Genomic DNA, 26,928 nt, shown 5'->3' with positions numbered 1-26,928 from the left:
CTGGTTCGCTGGTGCAGGTCGGCAGCGGGACGACGATTCTGACCGCCTCGAACTCGTATAGTGGCACGACGACGATTTCGAATGGCACGCTGCGGATCAACGGTGTCCACACCGGCAGCGGCCTGATCACGGTGGCGGGTGGCCGGCTGGAGGGGCTTGGCTCGGTGACGGGGGTGATCCAGGTGCTGGCGGGCGCGACGCTGGCCCCGGGTGCAAGTCCCGGCCAGTTCACCGCGTTGCACAACGTGGTGCTGCAGGGTGGGTCCATCTTTGAGGTCGAGCTGAACGGTCTTACGCCGGGCACTCAGTACGACCAGTTGCTGATGGGGACGAACACGGTGCTGACGCTGTCGAACCCGACGTTGCAGGTGATTCTCGGTTTCACGCCGAACATTGGGGATACGTTCCAGGTCGTCAGCGGATTCGCGTCGCTGAGCGGCACATTTGCGGGATTGCCATCTTCCGGAAGCACGTTCAACGTCGGTTCGACGCAGTTCCAGATTGACTACAACGCGAGCGACATCACGCTGACGGTGATTCCGGAGCCTTCGACGCTGGGACTGGTGGGCATGGTGGCGGCGGCAATGCTGCTGCGCCGTCGCCTGCGCTGAGGCGCGGTTAGGGGCAGGGGCCCCCATCCCGGGGGCGAGCGCGGGGGAGAGGGGGCGTGGGCTCGTGGCGTAGACCGACTGCGCTAAGCGCAGCGAGCGCCAGATTCGCGGCGACGTGCCACCAGGAGGGGGGAAGCTCGGCGATCCCGGGGAGACATCCGCAGGGAATTTGCATCCGGCGCAGGAGCAAAGACGCGACGGCGGCGGCAAAGACAAGAAAGAGAGCGATCGCCAGCAGCCAGCCGCCGCGGCGCAGCGTTGGAATCGCGATCAGCGCCGCGGCGGCGGTGAGCTCGAGCCACGGCAGCAGCCACGCGAGTGGCAGCCACCAGGTGCCGGGCCACTCGTAGGCGGCGACGCGCGCTGCGAAGGTGGTGGGATCGAGCACCTTGGGGATCGCGGCAGCGGCCAGCAGCGCAGCGATCCCGTTGCGATAGAGCGCCCCGATCCAGTGGGATGGAAGCTTCATCGCTCCTGCTCGCCAGTTCGCTCAATGGGTCCGCCCGCAGCGGCCCAGCCGGCGTATCCTTCGACAAAGATTGCGACTCGGCGGAATCCGGCCGCGCGCAGCCGCAGCGCCTCCCGCAGCGCCGAGTCGCACGCCGGGGAACCGCAGTACAACACGAGCGGGCGGTCCGGCTCCACGGCCGGAAGTGGAGGCGCGGCATCTGCGGGGACCGCGTGGGGCAGGGGGATCGCCCAAGGAATCCGTCCCTGTCTCTGCTCCGCGAGCGGGCGAACGTCCACCCAGACTTGCTCGCCGCGCAGCGCCTCTTCGAGCGCGCCGGGCAGGCGAACCGTTTCGATGTCAGCCGTGCGCGCGCGCCAGTCGAGCAAGTCCGCCGCGGTGCCCACCAGCGGCGGTCGCGGCGGGGCATGGATCCACCATCGCGCCGCGGCGCCGGCCACGGCGACGAGCACGAGCACCGCAGCCTCCGCCAGCGCACGTTGGACGCCCGCGGCGGATATGCGCGCTGCGGTTAGCTCGTAGCTCGTGTGCTCCATCGCGACCGCCGCCCCAGCTCAGCGCAGGCGACATCTGCGGGCGTACCACGGTGACGTGCGGCGAGCGCGGCCGCGGCACGGGCAGCCTCGCCGAGCCGATTTGCCTTGCCGATCATCCCCTGAGCCGCGTGGACGCGAAAATCACCGTTCATGCAGCGGCCCGGCATCATTCGATGGCGCGGATTCGCCGAGCCAGGCGCGCGAGACGGGATGTCGCAGGGTCGGGTGTGCCACGTGGAGGCGACGACGTCCCGCGCACGGGTCACGAGGACGCCGTATGGATGGTTGGGGACCGGCGCAACCAGGTCGGTGCGGACGCGGTGGCGGGCGGGCGTTGCGCGAGACGGCGTGCGGCCGCCGCGCTCCATTTCCCTGCATGGACGATTCTTCGGCGGAGTCCCCTCGCCGCGCTCGTCGTGGGGATGGAACGGCGCGATTGTGGCCGCGCTGTGTGCGGTCACCACCAGCTCGGTCAACGACACCCGTGGGATGCGGCTGGTCATGGGACATCCGGCGCGAATGCGCAACCGGCGTGAACGGCGAGGTCGCTGCCACTGGTGCGATCCATAAAGACACGTGCCGGTAGCCGGCGATCCGATACTCGCACGCGGGCGCCAGAGGGCGTTCGGCGACGGATCTCGCCGCGGCTGGGGCCGGTCTCCTGCGTGAGCGCCGGCGAAGCGGCGAAGAGACCCGCAGTGCAATGAAATGAACGGCGATGAACGGTCCGCCGGCTCATCGTGTGCGTGCCGTCGCAGCGCGGCGGCCGCGCTTGCGTTGGTGGCCACCTCTCCGTATAAAGCACCCATGCCGAAAGAGCAACCAGATCGGCCGACGGGAGACAGCGCGCCACCGGCGCATGAGTCGTCGGACTGTATTGTCGTGGACGGCATCGTGACGAAGGTGCTGCCGGCGACGATGTATCGCGTCAAGCTGCCGAACGGTCACGAGGTGCTCGCGCACATTTCGGGCAAGATGCGAAAAAATTTCATCCGCATTACTACCGGTGATCGTGTGACGCTGGAAATCTCGCCGTATGATCTGACGAAGGGTCGGATCACGTTCCGGCACAAGACCTGATCCGGGCGCACGCGCGAAGGGAGGCGGCGCGGGCGTCAGCCCGGACCAAAGGTGTTTCGCAGTGGGTGCGGTCATCCGGGAAACCGTTCCTTCGAGGGTGCTGTCGGTGGAGTCGGGGTGGGCCCGCACGCGGGCCGACCTCGACTGGCTGGCCCGCAACATCCCCTGCGAGGCGGCCTGTCCCGTGCGGACGGACATCCCCGGGTATCTTGAGGCGATCGCGGCGGGGGACTACGACGCCGCCTACCGCATCAATCTCCGCGACAACGTGTTTCCGGCTGTGCTTGGGCGGGTGTGTGCGCGGCCGTGCGAGCCACCCTGTCGGCACGGTTGGCCGGGACTTGGCGAGCCGGTGGCCATCTGCTGGTGCAAGCGCTCGGCGGCGGACTTTTCGCGGCGAAACGATTTGGTGGTGTTGCCGTCCTGGTTTCCGCCGAGCGGCCGCCGGGTGGTGGTGGTCGGCGGCGGCCCGGCGGGGCTGGCTGCGGCGCGGGACCTGCGGCTTTTCGGGCACGAGGTGACGGTGTTGGAGCGGGATGAGGCTCCGGGCGGGCTGCTGCGCACCGGCATTCCGCCGTTCCGGCTTCCACGCGACATCGTGGAACGGGAGGTCGCGCAGGTGATCGCGCAGGGCATCACACTGCGCTGCGGCGTCGAGGTGGGGCGCGACGTGACGGTTGCGGAGCTCCTCGCTGACCACGATGGGGTGATCGTCGCAACCGGCGCAGAGCGTCCGACGCTGCCGGACGTGCACGGCGTGCAGGCGGTGGGCGTTGAACACGGGCTGAAATTTCTGCGCGAGGTGAACGTGGGGGCGCGCCGGGCGGTGGGACGCGCAGTGCTGGTGATCGGCGGTGGATTCACCGCGCTCGACTGCGCGCGGGTCGCGCTGCGGCTCGGTGCCGCATCGGTGACGATCGCCTATCGGCGGGGGGCGGAGGACATCGCGGTGACGCCCGGCGAGCGCGAGGAGGCGGAGCGCGAGGGTGTTCGGTTCGAGTTTCACGCAATGCCCGTGGAGGTGCGGGCCGGGTCGGACGGCCGCGCGACCGCGGTGCGAATGATGCGGACCCGGCCAGGTCCGCCCGACGAGCGCGGACGACGACGGCCGGTTCCGGTGCCGCAGGAAGAGTTCGAGATTGCGGCGGATCATGTGTTGTTCGCAACCGGGCAGACGCCGGTGCCGCCCGCGCTGCCGGACCCGCGGCCGCCGCGGTTGCTGGTCTGTGGCGATGCGGCGGCGGGCTCGTCGAACCTGATCGAGGCGATCGCGGACGGCCGCCGGACGGCGGCCGAACTGGATGCGCGGCTGATGGGCGAGTATCGCGTTGCGGAGGGGGGACGTGTCACCAGCGGACGGGCGCTCGCGCGCACGCGCGCGGACGACGCGATCCCGCGCCACAGCATGCCGTTGCTGGATCCGGCCGAGCGTGCGGCCAATGCGGAAGTGGAGACGGGCTACTCGGAAGGCGCCGCGCGTGCGGCAGCGCGGCGATGTTATCTGTGCCACTACAAGTACGAAATTGACGTGTCGCGCTGCATCTACTGCGACCAGTGTGTTGAGGTGAAGCCGCGCGAGGCCTGCATCGTAAAAGTCGCCGCCATTGAACGTGATGCGGAGGGTCGCGTAACGGGCTGGACTCCCCGCGAGTGGCGGTTAGATCCTCCGATTCCCTTTCACGCGTATTTTATCCAGCAGGCGGAATGCATTCGCTGCGATCTCTGCCGGCAGGTCTGTCCGGTGGACTGTATATCGGTGCAACAAGTGTCCTGGACGATTGCGCCGCGCTGAGGTTTGCGCCGCACGCCGCAGCGGTGCGCGGCACCGGTGGGGGCGTCGGAGCGTTGGCTGAGATCGGGCGGGGCCGCTCCAATGATTGGATGGGGGAGGTTCCCCCCGATGACGGTGAGGGTGCGCCGCTGGACAATGTGGCGCGGTGGGCTAGGTTGTTGAGGTGCGGAGGCTGCAACGATGAGCGCAGAGGTGGCGGACTCGCTGAGGGAATGGATTCTTGATCGGGCGGCGGAGCTTGGTGCCCCGGCGGTGGCCGCTCCCGCCGCGCACGCTGGCTGGGCGGCGGTGCGAGCGACCGGGACGCGGCTGTGGCTGGATACCGGTGACCTCGAGGCGGCGCGCGCGCTCTGGACGGCGGAGTTCGAGGCGCTGACGACGAACAACACGCTGCTGAACGCGGAGGTGCAAAAGGGTCAGTACGACGGCCTGGTGCGCGCGGCCGCTGCACGGCTGCGGGAGCTGACACCGACGATCTCCGCGGACGAGCTGCGGCTGGAGATCGCGTTCGTGTTGAACGCGGTGCACGGCCTTCGGCTGGTGCGCGCGTTTGGCGCACGAGTGAGCGTGGAGCTGCACACGGACCTGGCCAACGATGTCGAGCGTTCGGTGCAGTACGGCCGGCGGTACCATGCGATCTCGCCGGATCGATTCATTGTGAAGGTGCCGCTGACGCCCGCCGGATACCTTGCGGCGCGGCGGCTGGTGCGCGCCGGCGTGCCGGTGAACTTCACGTTGGGGTTTTCGGCGCGGCAGAATCTGCTGGCTGCGGCGCTCGCGCAGCCGGACTACGTGAACGTGTTCATGGGCCGCCTGAACGCGTTCGTGGTGGATCACCGGCTGGGCGACGGACGGAACGTTGGCGAAAGGGCGACGCTGGCGACGCAGCGGGGGCTGCGAGCGTGGCGCGCGCGGGGAGCGACGCGGACGCTGTTGATCGGAGCCAGCATGCGCGATGCGGACCAGATCGTCACGCTCGCGGGCGTGGACGTGTTCACCCTTCCGCCGAAGGTCGCCGCCGCGTACGCGGCGCGGCCGTCGGCGCCGCTGCAGGCACGGCTGGACGCGGAGCTGCCGGTGCACTGGGCGGACGGCCTCTCGGAACGGGCGGTGGGCGCGCACGTGCTCTGGGAGGTGTCCGAGCGCGATCGTGCGCTCGCGCGCCGGGCCGCTGCCGAGCTGCACGATCGCTCCCGACCGGAGGAGCTGGTGGCGCTGGTGCGTCGCGAAGGAATCCACGATTTGTTTCCCGACTGGACGGCGGAAGAGTGGGCAGCGATCCGCGCGGAGGGGAAGATTCCCTCGTGGTCCCGCTGGCGCGAGGCGCTGGGCGCGGGGCGAGTCGGGTTGGATGCGCTGATGAATGCGGCCGGTCTGATGAGCTTCGTGGAGGATCAGGCCGCGCTCGACCGCCGGGTGATGTCGCTGATCTGAGCGCCGTCGGGCGCGCGAGCGGGCGATCGGTCGACCGGCCGCGGTGAAGCGGGCCGACGGGGGCGTTCATCTCGGCGCCCGGTGGGGAGCGGGCGGTGCGTGCGAGGGGCCGTCAGTTCGCGAGCCAGAGGCTCAGCCCCGGCACGAAAGTGATCAGCGCCAATACCGCCAGCAGTACTACGATCATCGGCAGCGAGGCCCGCGCGAGCGAGAGCAGCGGCCGGCGGAACCGCAGGGCGGCGATGAAGAGGTTCATGCCGACTGGGGGGGTCGAGTAACCGATGGCGAGGTTTGCGAGCACAATGATCCCGAGGTGGACGGGGTCCACGTCGTAGGCCGCGCCCAAGGGTACCAGCAGCGGTGCGATCACGACGATGGCCGTGTAAATATCCATCGCGCAGCCGACCGCCAGCAGAAAGGCGTTGACGACCAGCAGGAACATGGCCGGCGAGCCGACGTGCGCGCGGACCGCCTCGAGCAGCTGTTGGGGGACCTCCTGGTCGACGAGCCAGTTGGTCAGCGCCATACCCATGCCGAGGATCACCAGCACGCCGCCGACCAGCACCAGCGCGTCGCGAGCGATGCGCCCGAAATCGCGCCATCGGACCTCGCGGAGGATCGCCACCTCGACGATGATCGCGTACGCGGCGGCGACTGCGGCGGCATCGCTGATGACGAGGCGGCCGGAGTAGATGCCGACGAGCACCAGCGCGGGCAGCGGAGCCTCCCAGCGCGCGGCCCAGAGCGCCGCACCCAGCTCCCGCCAGCTGAACGGCGTGCGCGCGATGCGCTGCCGGCGGGCGGCCCAGGCGCCGTGCGCGACCAGCGCCAAAACGCCCAGCGCCGCCGGCAGCAGCGCGGCGCGGATCAGCCGCTCGATCGTGACCGCGGGCGCGATCGGATTTGCGATGATGCCGTACAAGATCAGCGGAAGACTCGGCACGAGCAGCACGCCGCAGTTGCCGCCGCTGGTCAGCAGGCCCAGCGCGTAGGGCTCGCGGTAGCCCTCGCGGAGCAGCGCAGGTAAGAGCAGACCGCCGAGCGCGACGATGGTGACGCCGGAGGCGCCGGTGAACGCGGTGAAGAGCGTGCATGCGAGGATCGCGACCGCGGGCAGCCCGCCCGGCAGCCAGCCGAATGCGGCGCGGGAGAGGCGCAGCAACCGTTCCGGCGCGCGACTTTCCGCCAGTAGATATCCTGCGAGCGCGAACAACGGCAGCGCACGCAGCAGCGGCATCGTCGCAAGCCGGTTCATCTCCGCGACGATCAGCGCGGGCGCGATGCCATCGCGGCTGTAGAGCGTCCACGCCAGCGCCGCGAAGACGGCGAACATCGGCGCGCCGACGAGCGCTGCGAGCAGCAACGCTGGAATCATGGCGGCGGCTCGTCCGGAGGGGCGGGCGCAGCGCGGGCGGTCGCTTCCCGCGCGGCCAGGGCCGCGTGGAGGAGAAAACGGGCGGCCATCAGCGCGAACGCCAGCGGGATGGCGATACTCGCCCACCAGATTGGCCGGCCGAACAGACGGCCGGTCTCCGTTTCGCTCTGCAACCGTATGAACGCGACCGCAGCCGAGGTGAGCGCACCGCACACCCCGGCCGCGAAAAGGTTCACCGGCACGCGCAACGCTGCGCCCGCGCGCCGCCGCAACAGGTGGCCAAGCAGGTCCATTGCGATATGGCGGTGCTGGCCGGTGGCGGCGACCGCACCGGCGAGCGCGGTCCAGAGCAATAGAACACCGAGCAGCGGTTCGATCCACGGCCACCCAATGCCGAACGCGCGAAGCGCGATTTGCAGCAGCGCGAGAGCGACCATGGTGGCGCCGAGGGTGGCGAGCAGACCGCGCTCCAGCGCGTCGAGCACAACCGCGAGCCGGCGGAGCATCGGGCTCATGCGCCCCGGCGCCGGCGGAGGAACTGCTGCACGCGGTCGTCCGCCTCGGCGGGCACCAGCGAGCCGCGCAACGCCGCCCGAGTGCGCTCGCTGATCTCGCGGAAGCGCTCCACCTCCTCGGGCGGTGTGACGACCGGCGTGAGGCCGGCCTTCCGCATCACGTCCAGCGCCTCCTCGTTGCTGCGCCGGACGCTGGCGGTCAGTTCCGCGGTCCGGCGGCGCGCCGCCTGCAGAATCGGTGCGCGAAACGATTCCGGGACGCGCTCCCAGGCCCGGCGGGCAATGAACAACCCCCCGAAGCTGTAGGCGAGTCGCAGCTCGTTGAAGTGCTTCACCCGGCCGGTCCACTGCATCGCGACCGCCGCCAGGGGGGGGGAGTAGACCGTGTCGAGCAGGCCGGTCTGCAGCGCGGTCAGCACGTCGGCGACGGGCACCGGCACGGCGCCGACACCGGCCTGCCGGAACAGCTCCGCGAGCATCGGCTCGTTCGGGAGCGCCCAAACCTTCGCGCGCCGCAAATCGTCCAGCGTACGGATCTGGCGGTTGCTGAAGAGCAGGCTGAAGCCGACCTCGGTCCAGCCCAGCACGACGAATCCGTTCGCGAGGGAGCGCTCCTCCAGCCACGGTCCGAGCTCCGCCATCGCGGCGTCCACCTCGGCGTGGTCTTGGAACGTCAGCGGCAGCATCAGCGCATTGGCTTCGGGGCAGATGCGCGCGATGCCGTTGCCGAGGAACCCGCCGCCGTCGAGCTGGCCGGCGCGGATCTTCATCAGTACGTCCTTTTCCTCGCCCATGATGCCGGCCGGATAAATGCGAAGCCGCACTTCGCCCTGGCTGAGTGTCGCGACCTCGTCCTTGAGCTGTTCCAGCGTGCGCATCCACGCGCTGCCCTCGGGCGCGAGGGTGGCGATTTTGAGAATGGTCGCCGCGGGCGCCGTCAGCGGTGCGGCAGCGAGCACGGCGGCGAGTGCGGCGATGCGGCGAGGGTGCCGGCCCGCAGCGGGGACGCACCCGAGTGCGCCGATCGGACCTTCAGAACCACTCATCGGCAAGGGCCCTCAGTTCGCGCGCGCGCCGCCGCGCGAGCGCGTTCGGCAGCTCCAGCCCGGGCGGATCGTCCGCGTGGGCCTCGACTTCCGCCAGCAGGCGGTCAAACAGCTCGCGATCCATCGCGTATCGCGCATAGTACTCCGCCATCGCCACGCGCGGCATCAGCGCGCCGTCGCCGGCGACGGTCTGCGCGCGCTCGAAGTGCCGTCGCGACGCGGCCAGATCTCGGCCGGCGCCGGCCGGCTGAACCGCGCAGTAGATCCCAAAAAACAGGTGCACGCCGCCGCGGTCGTGGTCCGGGTCCAGCTCCGCAACGCGGCGCATCATCGCGACAGGTCGCGCGAGCTGCGCGAGCGCCTCCGGGGCACCATCGCTGTTGAGGATCCAGCCGAGCCATGCGATGGCGGCGGTATATAGCGCCGGCACGTGGCGACGCCCGAGGCGTGCGACTTGCGCCTCGAACTGCGGGATCGGCGAAGCGACTGGGTCGCGCAGCGCGCCGCTTGCGGACAGCACGCCGAGCGCCTGGTCGCGCGCGCGCGCGTACATCAGGCGCGCCCGCTCGCGGTCCTCACGACCCAGAAAGGCGGTTGCATACGCGACTCGAGCGCGCGCGGCCGCGAGTGCGGCCGCGGGGCGGCCGGAGCTCTCCGCCAGCCCGTCCATCAGGAGAATCAGCGATGGCGCACCGTCGCGGACCAGCTCGGCATCGCGCTGCCGTTGCAGCGAGGCGGCCAGATCGTTCGCGAGCGGCTCAACCGCGGCAGTGGCCGCGGAACGCAGCATCGCGCAGCCGGCACACAGCGCCGACCCGCCGATTGTCACCAGCCATCGAATGCTGCAGGAAGCCCGCATGTCGCCGGCAGAGTCTATCCGCCCGAGGATGGGCCGGCAACGCCCGCGCGGTCGGGGTCGTGGGCATCACGGCCGTACACGAGCCGATAGGCACGGCAGAACGGGCACCAGCGGTGCTCCACGGCGCGAACCGCACGGGACGCATAACCGGTCGGGTGCCGTCGAGCCGCGCGGCAAAGGGGACACCGTTCGCAAAAGCGAGCGAACACGCGCAGCCATACCGGCGTGGCGACCTCATCCGTCACGGCCGATCTCGCTGGCGATGCATCTTACGCGCGCCCGGCTCCGTCGCAATCCCGTGCGGAAGGGCGCCGGCCGGCATCAGGCGGGATCGTCGGCGTCCGCCGGGGGCGGCTCGGGCTCCGGAGGCGGCGCCTCGAAAAGCAGCAGTCCCAGCGGCGGCAGCGTCAGCTCCAACGACCATGGCCGACCGTGCCAGGGACGTGGTTGCGCCCGGGCGGAGCCGCCGTTGCCGACGTTCGTGCCGCCGTAGCGGTCCGCATCGGTGTTCAGAATTTCGCGCCATACGCCGCCGCGGGGCACGCCGATGCGGTAGCCGTGTCGAGGCACCGGCGTGAAATTGCCGACCGCGACGATCTCCTGCGCCGGCGGCCGGCCGCGGCGCAGAAACGCGAGCACCGACTGCTCCGAGTCGTGGAGTTCAAGCCACTCGAATCCGGCCGGCTGCGTGTCCTGCTCGTGGAGGGCGGGCAGTTCGCGAACGAGCCGGTTGAGATCGCCGATGAGGTTTCGAATGCCCGCGTGAGGCGCATGCCGCAGCAGGTCCCAGTCGAGCTGGCCGTGGCAGTCCCACTCTGTCCATGGCGCCATTTCCGCGCCCATGAAGAGCAGCTTCTTGCCCGGATGCGCGGCCATGTAGCCCAGCAGCAGCCGGAGGTTCGCAAACTTCTGCCAGGGATCACCGGGCATTTTTGCCAGCAGCGATCCCTTGCCGTGGACCACCTCGTCGTGCGAGAAGGGCAGCACGAAGTTCTCGGTGAACGCGTACACCATCGAGAACGTGAGCATGTTGTGGTGGTACTTGCGGTAGATCGGGTCTTTGCCGAAGTACTCGAGCGTGTCGTGCATCCACCCCATGTTCCATTTGAAGTCGAAGCCGAGCCCGCCGAGGTAGACGGGGCGGGAAACCATCGGCCAGGCGGTGGACTCTTCCGCGATGGTCAGAAACCCCGGGTACTCCGCGTGCACCACCTCGTTGAAGCGGCGGAGAAAGTCGATCGCCTCCAAGTTTTCCCGCCCACCGAATCGGTTGGGGATCCATTCGCCGGGGGGGCGGGAGTAGTCGAGATAGAGCATGCTGGCGACAGCGTCCACCCGCAGCCCGTCGACATGGAACGCGTCGGCCCACCACATTGCGCTGGAGAGCAGAAACGATCGGACCTCATGGCGCCCGTAGTTGAAGATGAGCGTGCCCCAGTCGCGGTGTTCGCCCTGGCGAGGGTCCGCGTGTTCGTAGAGCGCGGTTCCGTCGAAGCGGGCCAGACCGTGCGCGTCCTTCGGGAAGTGCGCGGGTGTCCAGTCCACGATTACGCCGAGGCCCGCCTGGTGGCACCGGTCCACGAACTCGCGGAACTCGTCCGGCGTGCCGTAGCGGGAGGTCGGCGCGAAGTAACCGGTGGTCTGGTAGCCCCATGACGCGTCGAGCGGATGCTCGGCGATGGGCAGCAGTTCGATGTGCGTGAAGCCGAGCCCCAACACGTGGGGGATCAATTCATCGGCCAGCTCGCGCCAACTGAGCCACTGTCCGTTGCGGCGGCGCCACGAGCCGGCGTGCACCTCATAGATCAGCAGCGGCGCCTCGTGCCAGCGCCCGCGGCTGCGGTGTTCGATCCACGCGGCGTCCGACCACCGGTAGCGGTCGGGCGCCCAGACGATCGACGCGGACCGCGGCCGCACCTCGGCGAAAAACGCGAACGGATCCGCCTTTTGCTCCACCGGCCCCAGCCGGCTTCGGACCTCGAACTTGTAGAGATCACCCGGCGCGGCGCCGGGCACGAACAGTTCCCACACGCCACCCAGGCCGCGGCGGTGCATCAGGTGGATACGGGAGTCCCACCGGTTGAACGAGCCCACCACGCTCACGCCCGCCGCGTTTGGCGCCCAGACCGCGAAGTGGACGCCCGGCACTCCCTCGGCGACGCGGGGGTGGGCGCCCATTTTCTGATAGGCGCGGTACTGCGTCCCCTCATGAAAGACGTGCAGGTCAAAATCCGTCAGCCAGGGCGCGAAGCGGTAGGGATCCTCCACGTCCCGACGGTTACCGTCTGCTGTGGTGACGCGGTAGCGGTAACGGAAAGGTCCGCCGCGCTCCGCCTTCCACTCGAACAGCCCGGGCACCACGCCCGCCGCCATGGGCAGTGTCCGCCCGTGCTGGAGATCGAGCAGTTCAACCTGTACGGCGTGCGGCTGCCAGGTGCGGACGAGGACGCGGCCGTCGAAGACGCCCATCCCCAGGACATCCGCCGGCGTTTCGTGTCGGCCCTGAGCGAGTGCGCGGGCTTCGTCGGGAGCGAGCGTTGGGCGAATCATGGCGCTGGGTCTCCGTCACACCCTCGCCAGTCTAGCGGTCGCCCCTCCTTCGCACAACGTGGCAGCGCGTCGGAAAAGGTCAGTTGGCGCGTCGAAGGTTCGCCGACGCAATCGCCGTGGTCGCATCAGCGTGGATCAGGGGCGTTCGGGGCCGCGGCGCAAAGTCGGGCTCGCTACGGGCTCGGAATCGTGACGTGCGAAGTAACGCTTTCACGCCGCGCTTTGTTTGTCGGCCATCGCCATCCGTTACACGAAGGTCGCTCGTAGATCAGTCGGAGCGGAGGACGGCTGCTAGTGCTCGTCGTTGCCATCGTCGACATGCCAGGCGCCGGCTTTCACTTCGAGGGTGCGGTGCGAGCGCACAATCTCCGCCCTGTCGCGCCGGCGAAGATGGACGTCTGGGTGACGCCCGACGGCCCGACCGCGCAAATTGTCATCAAAGGCATGATTCCACAGCTCCAACACGGTCGATGGGAAAGAGCCGGCGATGATGTGCGCGTGCAACGGACCCGCGAGGAGGGAAGCCGACTGGCTTGGCATTTCGCCAGGTACCGCTGAACACGACCGCGGTGGTCTGTCCGATGTGTCCCTTTCAATGCGCGGCAGGCTCATCGGAGAGCCCTCGCATTGTCCCCTGGTAAGGAGTTGTGCGGTGGTTACACCCCATAGCAGTATTGAATTTTCTGCAAATGGCCGTCGGAAGATCGCCATCGCAGGGGCAATTTCGTGATACGTGGGAACCGCGGGGGCGCGTTTCTGCATGTCCGGTCAATGGGATAACGGACAATCGGGAGGCGCCCCCCCGAGGGTGGCGCACCGAGGGGGCGAACCGGTCGGCGTGAACGCCGACCCTCCAAGTGCGTCTGGTCACGCCGGCCAGCGTGGCGAATGCAGCGCACGTGGAGGGCCGCTTTCCCGCCGGCCACAATCCCCAGAACAACGGTACCGTTTGAGCGGCGCCCTTCACACGCGCCACGATGCGACGCCTCCGGCTCAGCCACCACTCTGGAAGGTTGGGTTCTAACCCAACCGCCCCCGTGGAGGGCCCAGTTTCACCCGGGCCGTGAAAGGGAATATGGGCAAAGCGTTGGTTGGTCTCGGCGTCCCGGCGGCGAAAACAACGCGCAGACTGTAGAGTCGGGCCCTCGGGGTGCTTGCCGGCGAGGGGGAGTTGGTTGTGGCGGCGGGCAGCCTCCGGGTGGTCGCGGTGGCCGGTGGTGTTGGAGTGCGGGATGTGAACGACGAAAGTTTGCCGGTTTGGCTCCGGCGGTAGGATTCGAACCTACGACCAAGTGATTAACAGTCACCTGCGCTACCACTGCGCTACGCCGGAACGCAAAGAACACCGAAATGTTATCCGGCGCAACGCGCGGAGTCAATCCGGCAAGGTGTTCGTCGCTGCGCCGCACGAGTGCGCATCAGGCCGCCTGGGGGGCGCGACGGTTCGAGTTGTGGAAGGGTCTCTCGCAGCGTACACTCCCTCCGGGCCGTGTTGTGCGGCCCGCCGAGATGGGTTGATACAGGCTCGGTGAGCATGCAGCAACGTGAGCGAGGAAGGAGCACAGAGGTATGGCTGAGACGACAGGCACGCCGCAAGTGAAGAAGTTTCCACCACCCCCGGAGTTCGCCGCGAAGGCGCACATCCAGTCCTTCGAGCAGTACCAGAAGATGTACGAGCGGTCGATCCGCGATCCGGAGGGATTTTGGGCGGAGATCGCGGAGCAGTTTGTGTGGAAGCAGCGATGGACGAAGGTGCGCGACTACAGCTTCCATGAGCCGGTCTACATCAAGTGGTTCATCGGGGGGAAGACGAACATCACTGTGAACTGTCTGGACCGGCACCTGCCGGCGCGCGCGAATCAGACCGCGATCATTTGGGAGGGGAACGTGCCGGGCGAGGACGGGAAGCTGACCTATGCGGAACTGCTCGCCGCAGTGAATCGGCTCGCCAACGGGCTGAAGTCGCTCGGCGTGAAGAAGGGCGACCGGGTGTGCATTTATCTGCAGATGATTCCGGAGGCGGCGATCGCGTGTCTGGCGTGTGCGCGCATCGGCGCGATTCACTCGGTCGTGTTTGGCGCGTTCAGCCCGGATTCGCTGCGGGACCGGATCAACGACTCCACCTGCAAGGTGCTGATCACGCAAGACACCGCGCTGCGCGGGCCGAAGAACGACATTCCGATGAAGGCGAACGCGGACACCGCGCTCGCGCAGTGTCCGAGCATCGAGAAGGTGATCGTGGTCCGGCGGACGGGTCACGCGGTGCCGATGCAAGCCGGTCGGGACATCTGGTACCACGACCTGGTGGCGAAGCAGTCGGCGGAGTGCGAACCGGAGTGGGTGGATGCGGAGGACCCGCTGTTCATTCTGTACACCTCCGGCTCCACCGGCAAGCCGAAGGGTGTGCTCCACACCACTGGCGGCTACATGGTGTATGTCGCGACGACGTTCAAATACATCTTCGACTATCACGATGGCGACATCTGGTGGTGCACCGCGGACATCGGCTGGGTGACGGGGCACTCGTACATCGTGTACGGACCGCTTGCGAACGGCGCGACGACGATCATGTTCGAGGGCGTGCCGACCTGGCCGGACGCGGGCCGGTTCTGGGACGTGGTGGACAAATATCGCGTCACGCAGTTTTACACCGCTCCGACCGCGATCCGAGCGCTGATGCGTGAGGGCGAGGCGCCGATCAAGAAGCGGAAGCTGGACAGTCTGAAGCTGCTGGGCAGTGTCGGCGAGCCGATCAACCCGGAGGTGTGGCTGTGGTACCGGGAGCATGTCGGGCGCGGGCGCACGCCGGTGGTGGACACGTGGTGGCAGACGGAGACCGGCGGGATTTTGATCACACCGCTGCCCGGCGCGCACACGCTGAAGCCCGGCAGTGCGTCCCGTCCGTTCTTCGGTGTGGAGCCGGTGATTCTGGACGATCAGGGCCGGGAGTGCCCGCGCGGTGTGTCCGGGAAGCTGTGCATCAAATCGGCGTGGCCCGGGATGATGCGGACGACCTGGGGTGACCACAAGCGATTTGTGGACACCTACTTCAAGGCCTATCCGGGTTACTACTTCACTGGCGATGGATGCCGCCAGGACGAGGATGGAGACTACTGGCTGCTTGGCCGGGTGGACGATGTGATCAACGTCTCTGGCCACCGGCTGGGGACCGCGGAGGTGGAGAGCGCGCTGGTGTCCCATCCGGCGGTTGCGGAGGCGGCGGTGGTGGGCTGTCCGCACCCGATCAAGGGGCAGGGCATTTATGCGTATGTGACGCTGAAGGCGGGTTACGAGTACAGCGACGCGCTGAAGAAGGAGCTGGTGCAGACGGTGCGCAAGCTGATCGGCCCGATTGCGACGCCGGACGTGATCCAGTGGGCACCGGGGCTGCCGAAGACGCGGTCCGGCAAAATCATGCGCCGGATCCTGCGGAAGATCGCGGAGGGTGAGACGCAGGCGATCGGCGACACGACGACGCTGGCGGATCCGAGCGTGGTGCAGAATCTGATCGAGGAGTCGAAGAAGCTGCGCGCGGCGCTGCAGTAGGATGGGTGGATGGAGGCACCGGCCGGGCGGGCGGTGGAAACCCGCCCGGCCGGTGTTCGTGCGCAGAGGAGAGGAATTCGAATGAGCGAGACGGGTCGGGGATTTAACCGGTGGTGGGTGGTGGTCGGCGCGCTGGTGATCCAGGTGAGCCTGGGCGCGGTGTACATTTGGAGCGTGTTTCAGACGCCGCTGAAGGCGGCGTTTCCCTCGTGGACGGAGACGCAGGTGACGTTGCCGGCGCAGATCGTGTTGGCGGTGTTTGCGCTGGCGGTGATTTTTGGCGGCCGGATTCAGGACCGCCTCGGGCCGCGGGTGGTCGCGACTGCGGGGGGGCTGATTTTGGGTGTGGGGTTGATTCTGGCGAGTTTCACCAACCGGTTTGCGGATCGCGCGGCATTGTACTGGCTGCTGCTGACCTATGCGGTGCTGGGCGGGGCGGGGATCGGGGCCGGGTACGTGTGCCCGATCGCGACCTGCGTAAAGTGGTTTCCGGACAAGCGCGGGCTGATCACCGGGCTGGCGGTGGCGGGATTTGGTGCGGGGGCATTTTTCTTTGCACCGCTCGCGCGCGGTCTGATTGGCGGCACACCGTACAACCTGTTCAATGTGGATCTGTTCGGCCTGCCGGAACTGGGGGTGTTCCGGACGTTTCTGGCGCTGGGCGTGATCTTCTTGGTGGCGGTGGTCGCCGGCGCGCAGCTGCTTCGGAACCCGCCGCCGGGCTATGTGCCGGCCGGATGGACGCCGCCGGCGGCGGCGGCCGGCGCGGCGCCGAAGGCGGATTTCGGACCGCGGGAAATGCTGTGCACGCCGGTGTTTTGGCTGTTGTGGCTGACCTACCTGGCCGGATGCGCGGCGGGGTTGATGGTGATCATGAAGGCCTCACCGATCTGGCAGTCATTTCGGATCGGTGCCCTGACGCCGCCGGTGTCAGCGGAGGACTTCAAGGCGATCGGGACCGCGGGTGCGATGGCGGTCTCGATTCTAGCGGTCTTCAACTCGCTCGGGCGGATTCTCTGGGGCAAGATTTCTGACGTGATCGGCCGCCGCCCCTCGTTGGTGGCGATGTTTTTCATTTGCGCGGGCGGCATGCTGGCGCTGGACTGGATGCGGAGCTATCCGCTGTATTTGCTGGGCGTTTGCGTGATCGGGCTGTGTTTTGGCGGTTTTCTGGCAATGTATCCGGCGGTGACCGCGGACTTCTTTGGGACGAAGCACATCGGGGTGAACTACGGCTGGATGTTCTCCGCGTACGGAGTGGGGGGGCTCGCGGGGCCGTGGCTGGCGGCGCGCCTGATGAAGGTGGTCGCGCAGGTGCCGTACTTCTCGAAGGCGGGCCTCGCGGCGCCGGACAAGACGTTCGCGGTGGGTGACTATCGCGCGGCGTTTTTGACGGCCGGGGTTGCGTGCGTGCTGGCCGGGCTGCTGATGCTGGCGGTGCGCAAGCCGGAGCGGCCGGCGCCGGCGTAACGACGGCGGTTCGATCCAACGGTTGGATGCGCCGGCGGATGGAGCGTCCAAGGATTGGATGCGGGGCCGGTCGCGTTGCGCGGGGCGGCTGCTTGTGTATGATCCGACCGATCGGGGCGCCGCGCGCCCTTCAGAGAACTGGAGCCCGCACATGATGCGCGTGTGGATCAACGGCCGGCTGTACAATGAGCGCGACGCAAAGATCTCGGTGTTCGATCACGGGCTGCTGTACGGCGACGGCGTGTTCGAGGGCATTCGGGCGTACAACGGGCGGGTGTTTCTGTTGGACGAGCACCTCGAGCGCCTGTGGAACTCTGCGAAGGCGATTGCGCTGACGATCCCGATGAGTCGCGAGGCGATGGTGGAGGCGGTGCTGGCGACCTGCCGGGCCAATCGCGTCCGCGACGGGTACATCCGGCTGGTGGTGACGCGGGGGGTGGGGACGCTCGGGCTGAATCCGTACCACTGCCGGCAGGCACAGGTGATCATCATTGCGGGAACGATCCAGCTTTATCCGGCCGAACTCTACGAGAAGGGAATGGCGGTGGTGACGGTCGGCACGCACCGCAATTTGCCCGAGGCGGTGAATCCGCGGATCAAGAGCCTGAACTACCTCAACAACGTGCTCGCGAAGATCGAGGCGATCAACTCCGGGGTGATGGAGTGCATCCTGCTCAACGCGCAGGGCTATGTCGCGGAGGCGTCGGGCGACAACGTGTTCACGGTGCAGGGCCGGACGTTGCGTACCCCGCCGACATGGTGCGGTGCGCTGAAAGGGATCACGCGGGACGCGGTGATGCGGCTGGCCGCGGGGCTGGGCTACGAGGTGCGCGAGGATGTGCTCACCCGGTACGACCTTTACGTTGCGGACGAGGTGTTTCTGACCGGTACAGCGGCGGAAATCATTGGCGTCACCACGATCGATCGCCGCACCATCGGCGATGGCCGTCCGGGACCGGTCACGCGCCGGCTGGCTGCGGAGTTCGCCGCGTATGCGCGCAGCACCGGCACGCCGATCGGCACCAGCTCGCGGCCGGCGGCGCGGCGGCGGAGGGGGACGCGGTGAAGTGCGACAAGTGCCGCGCCGCCGAGGCGAGGGTGCATCTGACCCAGGTGATGGAGGGGCGGGTGCTCAGCGTACACTTGTGCGAAGACTGTGCGCGGAAGAGCGGTTTCAGTCCGGAGGATCCCTCTTCGCTGAGCGAGCTGCTGTTCGGGCTGGGGGTTTCGGCGTCGCCTCCCGCCGGTGAGGAGAACGTCCCGCCGCCGGCGCCGCCCCGGTGTTGTTCGACGTGCGGTGCGTCGTTGGGGGACTTCAAGGCGATGGGCCGGCTGGGGTGCCCGGACTGCTATGTGACTTTTGAGAGCGAGCTGGAGGAGCTGATCCGGCAGATGCATCGGGCGGACCGGCACGTGGGGCGGCGGCCGCGGGCTCGGGGCTCGAACGGCGCCGGGAGGGAGACGGGGGCGGGGGTGGATGTGGCGGAACTTCAGCGCGAGCTGGAGCGTGCGGTGGCGGAGGAGCGATATGAGGACGCCGCGCGGCTGCGCGATCGAATCGCCGCTTTGCGGGGCAGCGCTCCGGCGCCGGACCGCCGAAGGGACGCGACGTGACGGTTGAAGAATTTTTGAAGCACGAGCCGAGCGGGGAGGGCTGGATTGGCGGCGGAGAAATCGCGGTGAGCAGCCGGATCCGGCTGGCGCGAAACCTGGTGGGCCGGCCGTTTCCGGAGCGGGCGGGGGAGCGTCTCTGCGAAGAGATCTGGGAGCAGCTGCGCTCGCAGCTAACGGCACTCGAAGTGTTGCGGCCGTGCATGGCGGCGGGGGGAGAAAAACTGGCGCCGCTGCATCGGCAGATTCTGGTGGAGCGCCATCTGGCGAGCCGCGAGTTTGCGATGCGCAGTCGAGGCAGCGGCCTGGTGGTGCGGACGGACCACACGCTCTCGGTGATGGTCAACGAGGAGGATCACCTGCGGTTACAGGCGCTTGGGCGGGGGCTGTGCCTGGAGGAGGTGTGGTCGCGGATGATCGCGCTGGACGAGGCGGTGGAGGAGTGCGTGCCGATCGCGTTTTCCGAGCGATGGGGATACCTGACGGCCTGCCCGACGAATGTGGGCAGCGGCCTGCGCGCCAGCGTCATGTTGCATTTGCCGGGTCTGGGATTGCTGGAAGAAATGTCCCAGGTAGTTCGGGGCGTGCAGATGATCGGAATGGCGGTGCGCGGGCTGTGGGGAGAGGGGACTGAGGCGGTGGGCCACATGTACCAGATCTCGAACCAAGTGACGCTGGGGGAGCGCGAAGAGGTGTTGATTGGGCGGCTCAACATGGTGGTGCGAGAGCTGATTGAGCATGAGCGCAACGCGCGGCGCCGGCTGCTGAAGACCCGCGAAGTGGCGTTGAGGGACCACGTGGGCCGCGCACTGGGAATTCTCGCGAACGCGCATCTGTTGAACGCGCGCGAGGCGCTCGCGCACCTCTCCGCATTGCGGCTCGGTTTGGAGACGGGTATATTGGAAACGCCGGAACACGTCGAGGTTGACCGAATGCTGCTGTGGGTGCAGCCGGGACACGTCCAGTTCATGGCGGGCCGGCAGCTGGATGGTCGTGAACGCGACGAGTTCCGGGCGAGTCTGATCCGTGGGTGGCTGAACCCACCCCATCGGCGTCGCAAAACGACGAAAAAATGAACAACTTTACACCGAGAGCGCAACAAGTTCTGCGGCTCGCCCAGCAGGAGGCGGAGCGGTTCAACCATGGCTACGTCGGCACCGAGCACTTGCTGCTAGGGCTGGTGGCGCTGGGGCAGGGCGTTGCCGTGTCCGTGCTCCAGAAAATGGGGGTGGACCTGCAGACGCTGCGGATGGAGGTCGAGAAGGCGGTGGGGGTGGGGCCGGAGACGAAGACCATTGGCAACATCCCCTTTACGCCGCGGGTGAAGAAAGTGTTGGCGCTGGCTGCGAGCGAGGCCCGCGCGCTGAACCACTCCTACCTGGGAACTGAGCACATTTTGCTGGGGCTGCTGCGCGAAGGGGAGGGAGCCGCGGCGCAAATCCTGAAGAATTTGAACATTGACCTCGAGAAGACCCGCATCGCGATCATGAAGGAGCTGGATCCGGACTACGAACCGGGACCGGCTGCCAACGCGGACTCGTCGGAGGAGGAGGCGGCAGAGGCCTCGGACCCGTTCGGCGCGCCGGGTGGCGCAACGAGCACGCGCAAGTCGGGCAAAACGCCGGCGCTGAGCACGTTCGGTCGGGACCTGACGGAACTGGCGGCGAAGGACGCGCTGGACCCGGTGATCGGTCGTGCGGCAGAGATCGAGCGGGTGATCCAAATCCTATGCCGCCGCACGAAGAACAACCCGGTGTTGATCGGCGAAGCGGGGGTTGGCAAGACCGCGATTGTGGAGGGACTCGCCCAGGCGATTGCGGCCGGCGACGTTCCGGAGCTGTTGCGGGACAAGCGGGTGATCACGCTGGACCTGGCGCTGATGGTGGCGGGGACGAAGTACCGTGGGCAGTTTGAGGAGCGGCTGAAGGCGGTGATGGATGAAATCCGCCGCCTGAAGAACGTGATCCTATTTATCGACGAGATGCACATGTTGGTCGGCGCCGGCTCCGCGGAGGGCGCGATGGACGCGGCGAACATCATCAAGCCGGCGCTTTCCCGCGGCGAGATCCAGTGCATCGGGGCGACGACGCTTGCGGAGTACCGGAAGTTCGTCGAGAAGGATGCTGCGCTCGAGCGTCGGTTCCAGATCGTGATGGTGCGGGAGCCGACGGTGGAGGAGACGGTGCAGATCCTTGAGGGATTGCGGCCGCGCTATGAGCGCCACCACCACGCGAAGTTTTCCGACGACGCGGTGCGTCTCGCTGCGGAGCTGTCCGCACGGTATTTGACCGACCGCTTTTTGCCGGACAAAGCGATTGACGTGATGGACGAGGCGGGCGCGCGGGCGAGGATCCGCACGATGACGCGGCCGCCCGAGCTGAAGGCGCTGGAGCAGCGGATCGAGGAAGCGCGGCGGGCGAAGGAGTCGGCGATCGCGCGGCAGGACTTCGAGGAGGCGGCGCGGCGGCGCGACGAGGAGCGTCGGTGTCGCGAGGAGCTCGACAGTGCGATCGCCGCGTGGCGGCGTACGCGGGACGAGACGATCGTGCCGGTGGGTGCAGACGACATTCTGAACGTGATTGCGAAGTGGACCGGCATCCCGGTTGCGCGGATGGAGGAGGAAGACATGGCCCGCCTGCTCCGGATGGAGGCGGAGCTGGAGCGGCGGGTGGTGGGACAGAGCGAGGCAGTCGCCGCGGTCGCGAAAGCGCTTCGCCGTTCGCGGGCCGATTTGAAGGATCCGCGCCGGCCGATTGGATCATTTGCGTTTCTTGGGCCGACGGGGGTGGGGAAGACGCTCTTGGCGAAGGCGTTGGCGGAGTTCATGTTCAACGACGCGGACGCGCTGATTCAGATCGACATGTCCGAGTACATGGAGAAGTTCAGCTCGTCCCGGCTGGTCGGCTCGCCGCCCGGCTACGTGGGTTACGAGGAGGGCGGACAACTGACAGAAAAGGTCCGGCGACGGCCCTATTCGATCGTGCTCTTCGACGAGGTCGAGAAGGCCCATCCGGACGTGATGCACATGCTGTTACAGATTCTCGAAGAGGGGAAGCTGACCGATGGGTTGGGGCGGATGGTGTCGTTCAAGAACACGATCATCATCCTGACCTCGAATCTGGGGGCGGAGTTCATCCGCAAAGGTGGTGCGCTCGGCTTCGGGAAGGGGAGTGCGGAGGAGAGTTACGAGTCGCTGAAGCAGCGGATGCTGGACGAGGCGCGTCATGTGTTCAAGCCGGAACTGCTGAACCGGATTGATGAGATCATCGTGTTCCGGCCGCTCGGGCGCGAGGACATCGTGCGGATACTGGATCTGGAGCTGGCGAAGGTGCACGAGCGGGTGGCGGCGCGGCGGATTCAGCTGCGCGTGACGCCGGCGGCTCGCGAGTTTCTGATCGAGAAGGGATTCAATCCCCAGTTTGGTGCCCGGCCGATGCGACGCGCGATTGAGCGGTACCTGGAAGACCCGCTGGCCGAGTACATCTTGAAAGGCGGGGTGCAGGGCGAAGCGATCGAGGTGCGGGTGGAGGGTGATCATCTCATGTTCTCGCAGCCGGCCGGCACCGCCGCCGGTTGACGATGCGGCGGCGCTCCGCAGAGGGTCGGGGAGGGGAGGGGCGTCGTCGGCGGTGATCTGCGCGCTTCGCGGGGTTGAGCGGTGGATTCGTCGTCGTTCGTACGACAGCGCCCTGTGGTGGGGTGAACGCATCGGTGCGGTCTGGTGGCATGGGGTGTGGCGGCGGCGCGCCGAAGCGGAGGCGGCGGGGCGTCGCAGCCTCGGTGGGGGGGACGGGAGCGCGGCACGGCGGATCGTGCGGGACATGTTCCGGCATCTTGGAATGAGCGCGGCGGAGTCGCTGTGGCTTTCACCCGATCGCATTGTCGGATTCGTTCGCGATCGCATTCGCATCGAGGGCCTCGAGCACGCGGCGCGGGCGAGGGAGGCGGGGAATGGGGGGCTGATTTTGACCGCGCACCTCGGCAACTTCGATCTGCTGTGTTGCGCAGCTCCGGCGATCGGTTTTCCGCTGACGATCGTTGCGAAACGGATGCGAAACGCGGCGGTGGACGAATGGGTGCGGCGGCGGTGGGGGGCGTTCGGCGTTGAGGTGTTGCCGCCGCGCGAGTCGATGCGGGATTGCATCCGCGCGACGCGCGCGGGACGTTTTCTCGGTTTCATGCTGGACCAGAACATGACGCGGGACGAGGGCGTGTTCGTGGAGTTTTTTGGCCGGCCGGCGTGCACGACGGTGGGACTCGCGGTGCTCGCGGCCTACACGGGGGCGCCGGTTCTGCCCGTGTTTATTGTGCGGGAGGCGGGGGGGCGCCACTGTGTGCGGGTGTTGCCGGCCCTCGATCCACCGCGCGGTCGGGATCGCGAGTCGCTGCGCGCGGCGACCCAGGCATACACGCGCGTGATTGAAGAGGAAATTCGAAAGCGGCCGGAACAGTGGATCTGGTTGCACCGGCGCTGGCGGACGCAGCCCTTGGACGAAGACCGTGACCCGGTTTGAACGACCTTGGGGGGTGGCGGAGTGGTTGGCGTCGGGCCTCGGACTCGGGCGGATCCCATGGATGCCCGGCACATTCGGGACACTGCCCGGGGTGCTGCTGGTGGCGGGGGTGTGGCCGCGCCTGACAGGTCGCTTGTGGGCGTCGGTCGCCGTGGCTCTTTTGTTGCCGCTGCTTGGCGTGGCTCTTTGTGGCGCCGCGGAGCGACAACTGGGGCGCAAGGACGATCGGCGGATCATCGCGGACGAGTTTCTTTCGTTCCCGCTTGCAATGGTCGGCCTTCCCGTAGGCTTGGACACGTGGTGGGTGGTGGTGATCGCATTTTTTGCGTTCCGCTTCTTCGATGTGTTGAAGCCCTGGCCGGCCCGGGCGTGTGAGCGGCTCGCGGGGGGGTGGGGGGTCGTGCTCGACGATGTCGTCGCCGCGCTGTACGCGCTTGCCTGCACACACGGTTTCTACCGAACGATCATGTACTATCTCTTCTAGCTCTATTGTGCGAAGAGTCGCTGGCAGAAAGATGTGTGGTCGGTACAGCCTTGTACTGAGAAAAGAAGAGATCGCATCGGTTCTGGGCATCGATGGCGGCGCGGTGGAGGTGGAACTTCCGCACCGCTACAACATTGCACCCGGTCAGCTCGCGCCGGTGGCAGTCTCAGTGGACAAGCGCCGTCGTCTGATTTCGGCACGGTGGGGCATTCCCGGCCGGCGTTCAGTCGCGGGCCAGCCGCTCCTCATCAATGTACGCGCGGAAAGCGTGATCGAAGGGCGACCTGTCGGGCTGTGGCTTTCAGAGCGCCGCTGTGCGATTCCCGCCAGCGGCTTTTACGAATGGTGTGACCGTGGCGGTGTGCGGACCCCTTACTACTTTTCGAGGCGGGACGGCCGGCCGATGTTGTTTGCCGGGTTTTGGAGCCCGACTACGTCTGGCGAGGAGGTTGGTTTTGTGATTGCGACCACCTGCCCGAACGAACTGGTAGGTCGGATTCATAACCGAATGCCCGCGATCCTCAGGGAGGAGCGGCTCGGCGAATGGCTCGAGGGCGAGGGTGGGGCCCTTGTTCAATCGGTTGATTGGTGCGAACCGTTTCCTGCGGATTTGCTCCGATGTTGGGAGGTCTCCCGGCGGGTGAACAACCCCCGCTATGATGACGCCACCTGCATTCAGCCTGTCGGGTACTGACCGCGACGCGGACTTTTTTTGAGCCGGGCTCCTACTTCAAGCCGGCAGGGTGGCCACGTTCCGGCATCCGTGCGTTTGCGCGTTACTCGTCGGAGCCTATCCGCGCGTTTTCATTTTTTTCATTATGGACTTTGCAAAACGGAGAAGAATCTTCCTTTGCCCCGAAAAATCCATCTACGCTGTAATTCTCATTCTGAAAGCATCTTACGGATTATGGACCACAAAAGGATGAGACCATGCCAGGATCGCACTGAGCGATCTCGTCGCTGCGTGTGACCTTGGCACGGCCCTTGCTCCATCAAAGGGAGGATGAATGAGGGCTGGACCATGCAGACGATACAACAGCGACGGGCTGAGTACGCCGCGGTCTGTTCTGAAGCGTTGACCGCAGCGCGTGGGCCGGTGGTTGTGCCGGCTGCGCGACGTCATCACTGGTCGGTCTATCTGATATTCGCATCGTTCAGCCTGTTGGTGGCCGGGCTGGCGTCGGATCCGCGATTCCATCAAATTGTGCGTGAGTGGCTTTTGAGACGGTAACCTCCCTCAGTCCCTCCCCAGCCCAGACCCCCCTGGCGGTTCCCGCCGGGGGGGTTTTTTTGGTGAGGCATTACCAGAGTGTCCACGCCAGACAAGCGTTTTATGGCGGTGGGCCTTTGACGGCACCCGTTGGAGGAGAGGCCGAGAGCGGTGTTAAGATGGCACCAACGCGCCGGCGGTGCGCGGGTCAGGGGGGGCCGTCTGGCGAAGGTGTGTGCCAGTCGGTATCGTAGTTCGCGAAGATCGAGGCGGCTTCTCGCGGCCCCCAGCTGCCGGCGGGATAGAAGTAGAGCGGTGCGCCGCTATCCAGCGCTTCCCAGGCGTGGAGGATGGGATCGACGACGCGCCACTGTGCTTCGACTTCGTCGGAGCGAGTGAACAGCGTGGAGTCGCCGCGGATGGCGTCGAGCAACAATCGCTCATAGGCATCCGGCAGAGTGCCCGGCCACTTTTCGGAGTAGAGGAAGTCCATCACCACATCTTCGACATGGACGTGGAGGCCCGGTCGCTTCGCGGAGAACCGCAGCGCGATGCCTTCCGCCGGTTGAATGCGAAAGATCAGCCGGTTCGGTCGCGCATGAGTCAGGTCGCACACGTCGCCAACACACTCGACGGTTTCGAAGAGTTGGAGGGGGGGGACCCGGAACTGCACCACGATTTCGGTGACCCGCCGAGCCAGCCGCTTGCCGGTTCGCAAGTAGAACGGAACGCCGCTCCAGCGCCAACTCGCAATGTCGAGCCGCAGTGCGGCGAAGGTCGGCGTGTTGGAATTCGGCGCGATGCGTTCCTCGTCTCGATAGGCCGGCACGGGCATGCCGTTGATCGTTCCCCCGACGTACTGCCCGCGCACCGCGACGCTATCGACGCAGCCCGGCGAGATCGGCACGATGGACTGCAGCACTTTCACCTTTTCGTTGCGGATCGCGTCGGCGCTCATGCGTGCGGGCGGTTCCATCGCGACGAGGCAGAGCAGCTGCAGCAGGTGATTCTGGACCATGTCGCGCACGACGCCGGTTGCGTCGTAGAAGGCTCCGCGGCCGCTTTCCATGCCGACGGTCTCCGCGGCGGTGATCTGTACGTGGTCCACGTACTGCCGGTTGAAGAGGGGGTCGAAGATCGCGTTCGCAAACCGGAACGAGAGAATGTTCTGAACAGTTTCCTTTCCGAGATAGTGATCGATGCGGTAGATCTGGGACTCGTCGAGATAGGTGAGCGACATCCGATTCAGCGAACGGGCGGTTGCCAGATCACGGCCGAACGGTTTTTCGATCACCACGCGGCTCCAGAGCGGATCGAACGGCGTCCGGATCAGGTTGTGTTCACTCAGCGCGCGAATGATCACCTCAAACAGATCGGCTTTCACCGAAAGATAGAACAGGTGGTTTCGCGGAAACGGGGGCGTGCGTTGCAACCTCTCCCGCAGCGAGGCGAATGCCTGCGGGTCGGATTCGACATCGCCGAGATGGTAGTAGACGTGTCGCAGAAAGTCCGCGATCGCGGTGGGGGGCAAAGGGCGGGGGGCGAATCGCGGGATGGCTTCGGCCATCCAGTTGCGGAACGACTCATCGGTATAGGAGCGGCGGGCAAAGCCGATGATGGCGTACTCGGGGGGCAGCAGTTGGCGGGCGTGCAGCGAACAGAGTGCCGGGATGAGTTTTCTGAGCGTGAGGTCACCGGTGGCGCCGAAGATCACGAGGGTGAAGGGATCCCGGGCGCTCAGCGAGGGTGCGGCAGTGTCGCGGGCCGGATCGCTCATGGTATGTCGTGGCGGCCACGGGCTGGCGCGGCCGCGCGCCTACTGTAGC

At 67.1% G+C, this 26,928-nt stretch carries 23 protein-coding genes, 1 tRNA gene and 1 pseudogene; 14 read left to right on the top strand and 11 right to left on the bottom strand.

The genetic code is table 11. The annotated features are described in order from the left end of the window. Nucleotides 1–611, top strand: a 611-nt coding sequence (locus tag N2652_01340; protein MCX7817852.1) for an autotransporter-associated beta strand repeat-containing protein, incomplete at its 5' end; no start/stop codon positions are given. A 7-nt stretch (nucleotides 612–618) separates the two neighbouring features. Here N2652_01340 and N2652_01335 read toward each other — a convergent pair. From N2652_01335 to N2652_01325, 3 genes are read right to left on the bottom strand one after another with little or no spacing between them, the layout of a single operon-like run. Next, on the bottom strand, nucleotides 619–1,080 hold the full coding sequence (locus tag N2652_01335; GenBank protein MCX7817851.1) for a hypothetical protein: 462 nt from the start codon (nucleotides 1,078–1,080) through the stop codon (nucleotides 619–621). Continuing rightward, nucleotides 1,077–1,616 (bottom strand): rhodanese-like domain-containing protein, encoded by a 540-nt coding sequence (locus tag N2652_01330; GenBank protein ID MCX7817850.1) that lies wholly within the window; start codon nucleotides 1,614–1,616, stop codon nucleotides 1,077–1,079. Before N2652_01330 ends, N2652_01335 begins: the two co-directional genes overlap by 4 nt. Beyond that, nucleotides 1,592–2,119 carry a hypothetical protein gene (locus N2652_01325; GenBank protein ID MCX7817849.1) on the bottom strand — a complete coding sequence of 176 codons (528 nt, stop codon included), beginning with the start codon at nucleotides 2,117–2,119 and terminating at the stop codon, nucleotides 1,592–1,594. The genes N2652_01330 and N2652_01325 overlap by 25 nt, the downstream gene beginning before the upstream one ends. Before the next feature lie 304 nt (nucleotides 2,120–2,423). Here N2652_01325 and infA point away from each other — a divergent pair, with 304 nt between their 5' ends. The 3 genes from infA to N2652_01310 all read left to right on the top strand — a co-directional run bounded on the left by infA (nucleotide 2,424) and on the right by N2652_01310 (nucleotide 5,922). Continuing rightward, the gene (infA, locus tag N2652_01320; protein MCX7817848.1) at nucleotides 2,424–2,696 is read left to right on the top strand and encodes a translation initiation factor IF-1; all 273 of its coding nucleotides are present in this window, start codon (nucleotides 2,424–2,426) and stop codon (nucleotides 2,694–2,696) included. 61 nt (nucleotides 2,697–2,757) lie between these two features. Further along, on the top strand, nucleotides 2,758–4,488 hold the full coding sequence (locus tag N2652_01315; protein MCX7817847.1) for an FAD-dependent oxidoreductase: 1,731 nt from the start codon (nucleotides 2,758–2,760) through the stop codon (nucleotides 4,486–4,488). 180 nt (nucleotides 4,489–4,668) lie between these two features. Further along, entirely contained in the window at nucleotides 4,669–5,922 is a 1,254-nt protein-coding gene (locus tag N2652_01310; GenBank protein MCX7817846.1) for a transaldolase family protein, read from the top strand. A 112-nt stretch (nucleotides 5,923–6,034) separates the two neighbouring features. On the opposite strand, the gene N2652_01305 is transcribed toward N2652_01310, so the two are convergent. The 6 genes from N2652_01305 to N2652_01280 all read right to left on the bottom strand — a co-directional run bounded on the left by N2652_01305 (nucleotide 6,035) and on the right by N2652_01280 (nucleotide 13,600). Beyond that, nucleotides 6,035–7,297, bottom strand: coding sequence for a TRAP transporter large permease subunit (locus N2652_01305; GenBank protein MCX7817845.1), 1,263 nt, complete (start codon nucleotides 7,295–7,297; stop codon nucleotides 6,035–6,037). Then, on the bottom strand, nucleotides 7,294–7,812 hold the full coding sequence (locus N2652_01300; GenBank protein ID MCX7817844.1) for a TRAP transporter small permease subunit: 519 nt from the start codon (nucleotides 7,810–7,812) through the stop codon (nucleotides 7,294–7,296). The genes N2652_01305 and N2652_01300 overlap by 4 nt, the downstream gene beginning before the upstream one ends. Then, nucleotides 7,809–8,858: a TRAP transporter substrate-binding protein DctP gene (dctP, locus tag N2652_01295; protein ID MCX7817843.1), complete on the bottom strand. Its 1,050-nt coding sequence runs from the start codon at nucleotides 8,856–8,858 to the stop codon at nucleotides 7,809–7,811. Before dctP ends, N2652_01300 begins: the two co-directional genes overlap by 4 nt. Continuing rightward, on the bottom strand, nucleotides 8,845–9,648 hold the full coding sequence (locus N2652_01290; protein ID MCX7817842.1) for a TRAP transporter TatT component family protein: 804 nt from the start codon (nucleotides 9,646–9,648) through the stop codon (nucleotides 8,845–8,847). The genes dctP and N2652_01290 overlap by 14 nt, the downstream gene beginning before the upstream one ends. Before the next feature lie 390 nt (nucleotides 9,649–10,038). Then, the gene (gene glgB / locus N2652_01285) at nucleotides 10,039–12,267 is read right to left on the bottom strand and encodes a 1,4-alpha-glucan branching protein GlgB (GenBank protein ID MCX7817841.1); all 2,229 of its coding nucleotides are present in this window, start codon (nucleotides 12,265–12,267) and stop codon (nucleotides 10,039–10,041) included. Nucleotides 12,268–13,525: 1,258 nt separating this feature from the next. Beyond that, a tRNA-Asn gene (locus N2652_01280) sits at nucleotides 13,526–13,600 on the bottom strand. 236 nt (nucleotides 13,601–13,836) lie between these two features. Between N2652_01280 and acs the strand changes: the two genes are divergently transcribed. From acs to ilvE, 3 genes are all read left to right on the top strand, one after another. Next, the gene (acs, locus tag N2652_01275; GenBank protein MCX7817840.1) at nucleotides 13,837–15,813 is read left to right on the top strand and encodes an acetate--CoA ligase; all 1,977 of its coding nucleotides are present in this window, start codon (nucleotides 13,837–13,839) and stop codon (nucleotides 15,811–15,813) included. An 81-nt stretch (nucleotides 15,814–15,894) separates the two neighbouring features. Further along, nucleotides 15,895–17,283, top strand: coding sequence for an OFA family MFS transporter (locus tag N2652_01270; GenBank protein ID MCX7817839.1), 1,389 nt, complete (start codon nucleotides 15,895–15,897; stop codon nucleotides 17,281–17,283). 154 nt (nucleotides 17,284–17,437) lie between these two features. Further along, entirely contained in the window at nucleotides 17,438–18,349 is a 912-nt protein-coding gene (ilvE, locus tag N2652_01265; GenBank protein ID MCX7817838.1) for a branched-chain-amino-acid transaminase, read from the top strand. A gap of 333 nt (nucleotides 18,350–18,682) precedes the next feature. Here ilvE and N2652_01260 read toward each other — a convergent pair. Beyond that, nucleotides 18,683–18,787, bottom strand: a pseudogene (locus tag N2652_01260) (regulator). Here N2652_01260 and N2652_01255 point away from each other — a divergent pair. The 7 genes from N2652_01255 to N2652_01225 all read left to right on the top strand — a co-directional run bounded on the left by N2652_01255 (nucleotide 18,757) and on the right by N2652_01225 (nucleotide 25,123). Then, nucleotides 18,757–18,897, top strand: coding sequence for a UvrB/UvrC motif-containing protein (locus tag N2652_01255; GenBank protein MCX7817837.1), 141 nt, complete (start codon nucleotides 18,757–18,759; stop codon nucleotides 18,895–18,897). The pseudogene N2652_01260 and the gene N2652_01255 sit on opposite strands and share 31 nt — an antisense overlap. Before the next feature lie 65 nt (nucleotides 18,898–18,962). After that, nucleotides 18,963–19,970 (top strand): protein arginine kinase, encoded by a 1,008-nt coding sequence (locus N2652_01250; protein MCX7817836.1) that lies wholly within the window; start codon nucleotides 18,963–18,965, stop codon nucleotides 19,968–19,970. Next, nucleotides 19,967–22,471: an ATP-dependent Clp protease ATP-binding subunit gene (locus tag N2652_01245; GenBank protein MCX7817835.1), complete on the top strand. Its 2,505-nt coding sequence runs from the start codon at nucleotides 19,967–19,969 to the stop codon at nucleotides 22,469–22,471. The genes N2652_01250 and N2652_01245 overlap by 4 nt, the downstream gene beginning before the upstream one ends. 52 nt (nucleotides 22,472–22,523) lie before the next feature. Continuing rightward, a complete protein-coding gene (locus tag N2652_01240; protein MCX7817834.1) occupies nucleotides 22,524–23,408 on the top strand; it encodes a lysophospholipid acyltransferase family protein in 885 nt (294 codons plus the stop codon). A gap of 13 nt (nucleotides 23,409–23,421) precedes the next feature. Beyond that, nucleotides 23,422–23,892, top strand: a complete 471-nt coding sequence (locus N2652_01235) for a phosphatidylglycerophosphatase A (GenBank protein MCX7817833.1) — start codon at nucleotides 23,422–23,424, stop codon at nucleotides 23,890–23,892. A 31-nt stretch (nucleotides 23,893–23,923) separates the two neighbouring features. Next, complete coding sequence (locus N2652_01230) at nucleotides 23,924–24,586, top strand: SOS response-associated peptidase (protein ID MCX7817832.1); 663 nt, start codon at nucleotides 23,924–23,926, stop codon at nucleotides 24,584–24,586. Nucleotides 24,587–24,913: 327 nt separating this feature from the next. Continuing rightward, nucleotides 24,914–25,123, top strand: a complete 210-nt coding sequence (locus N2652_01225) for a hypothetical protein (GenBank protein MCX7817831.1) — start codon at nucleotides 24,914–24,916, stop codon at nucleotides 25,121–25,123. A gap of 187 nt (nucleotides 25,124–25,310) precedes the next feature. Here the strand turns inward: N2652_01225 and zwf are convergent, their stop codons facing one another. After that, nucleotides 25,311–26,879 carry a glucose-6-phosphate dehydrogenase gene (gene zwf / locus N2652_01220; protein MCX7817830.1) on the bottom strand — a complete coding sequence of 523 codons (1,569 nt, stop codon included), beginning with the start codon at nucleotides 26,877–26,879 and terminating at the stop codon, nucleotides 25,311–25,313. Nucleotides 26,880–26,928 lie beyond the last annotated feature (49 nt).

It is taken from the genome of Kiritimatiellia bacterium (genome assembly GCA_026417735.1).
Classification (GTDB): Bacteria; Verrucomicrobiota; Kiritimatiellia; order PWTM01; family PWTM01; genus CAACVY01.
The sequence above is the reverse complement of the archived record's forward strand: the minus strand, read 5'-3'. Positions and strand labels throughout refer to the sequence as shown.

Coding starts and splice junctions, on each gene's coding strand:
- N2652_01270 (MCX7817839.1), top strand. CDS start 15,895: ATGAGCGAGACGGGTCGGGGATTTAACCGGTGGTGGGTGGTGGTCGGC.
- N2652_01330 (MCX7817850.1), bottom strand. CDS start 1,616: ATGGAGCACACGAGCTACGAGCTAACCGCAGCGCGCATATCCGCCGCG.
- ilvE (MCX7817838.1), top strand. CDS start 17,438: ATGCGCGTGTGGATCAACGGCCGGCTGTACAATGAGCGCGACGCAAAG.
- N2652_01230 (MCX7817832.1), top strand. CDS start 23,924: ATGTGTGGTCGGTACAGCCTTGTACTGAGAAAAGAAGAGATCGCATCG.
- N2652_01325 (MCX7817849.1), bottom strand. CDS start 2,119: ATGACCAGCCGCATCCCACGGGTGTCGTTGACCGAGCTGGTGGTGACC.
- N2652_01300 (MCX7817844.1), bottom strand. CDS start 7,812: ATGAGCCCGATGCTCCGCCGGCTCGCGGTTGTGCTCGACGCGCTGGAG.
- N2652_01310 (MCX7817846.1), top strand. CDS start 4,669: ATGAGCGCAGAGGTGGCGGACTCGCTGAGGGAATGGATTCTTGATCGG.
- zwf (MCX7817830.1), bottom strand. CDS start 26,879: ATGAGCGATCCGGCCCGCGACACTGCCGCACCCTCGCTGAGCGCCCGG.
- dctP (MCX7817843.1), bottom strand. CDS start 8,858: ATGAGTGGTTCTGAAGGTCCGATCGGCGCACTCGGGTGCGTCCCCGCT.
- N2652_01290 (MCX7817842.1), bottom strand. CDS start 9,648: ATGCTGCGTTCCGCGGCCACTGCCGCGGTTGAGCCGCTCGCGAACGAT.
- N2652_01225 (MCX7817831.1), top strand. CDS start 24,914: ATGCAGACGATACAACAGCGACGGGCTGAGTACGCCGCGGTCTGTTCT.
- infA (MCX7817848.1), top strand. CDS start 2,424: ATGCCGAAAGAGCAACCAGATCGGCCGACGGGAGACAGCGCGCCACCG.
- glgB (MCX7817841.1), bottom strand. CDS start 12,267: ATGATTCGCCCAACGCTCGCTCCCGACGAAGCCCGCGCACTCGCTCAG.
- N2652_01245 (MCX7817835.1), top strand. CDS start 19,967: ATGAACAACTTTACACCGAGAGCGCAACAAGTTCTGCGGCTCGCCCAG.
- acs (MCX7817840.1), top strand. CDS start 13,837: ATGGCTGAGACGACAGGCACGCCGCAAGTGAAGAAGTTTCCACCACCC.
- N2652_01305 (MCX7817845.1), bottom strand. CDS start 7,297: ATGATTCCAGCGTTGCTGCTCGCAGCGCTCGTCGGCGCGCCGATGTTC.
- N2652_01335 (MCX7817851.1), bottom strand. CDS start 1,080: ATGAAGCTTCCATCCCACTGGATCGGGGCGCTCTATCGCAACGGGATC.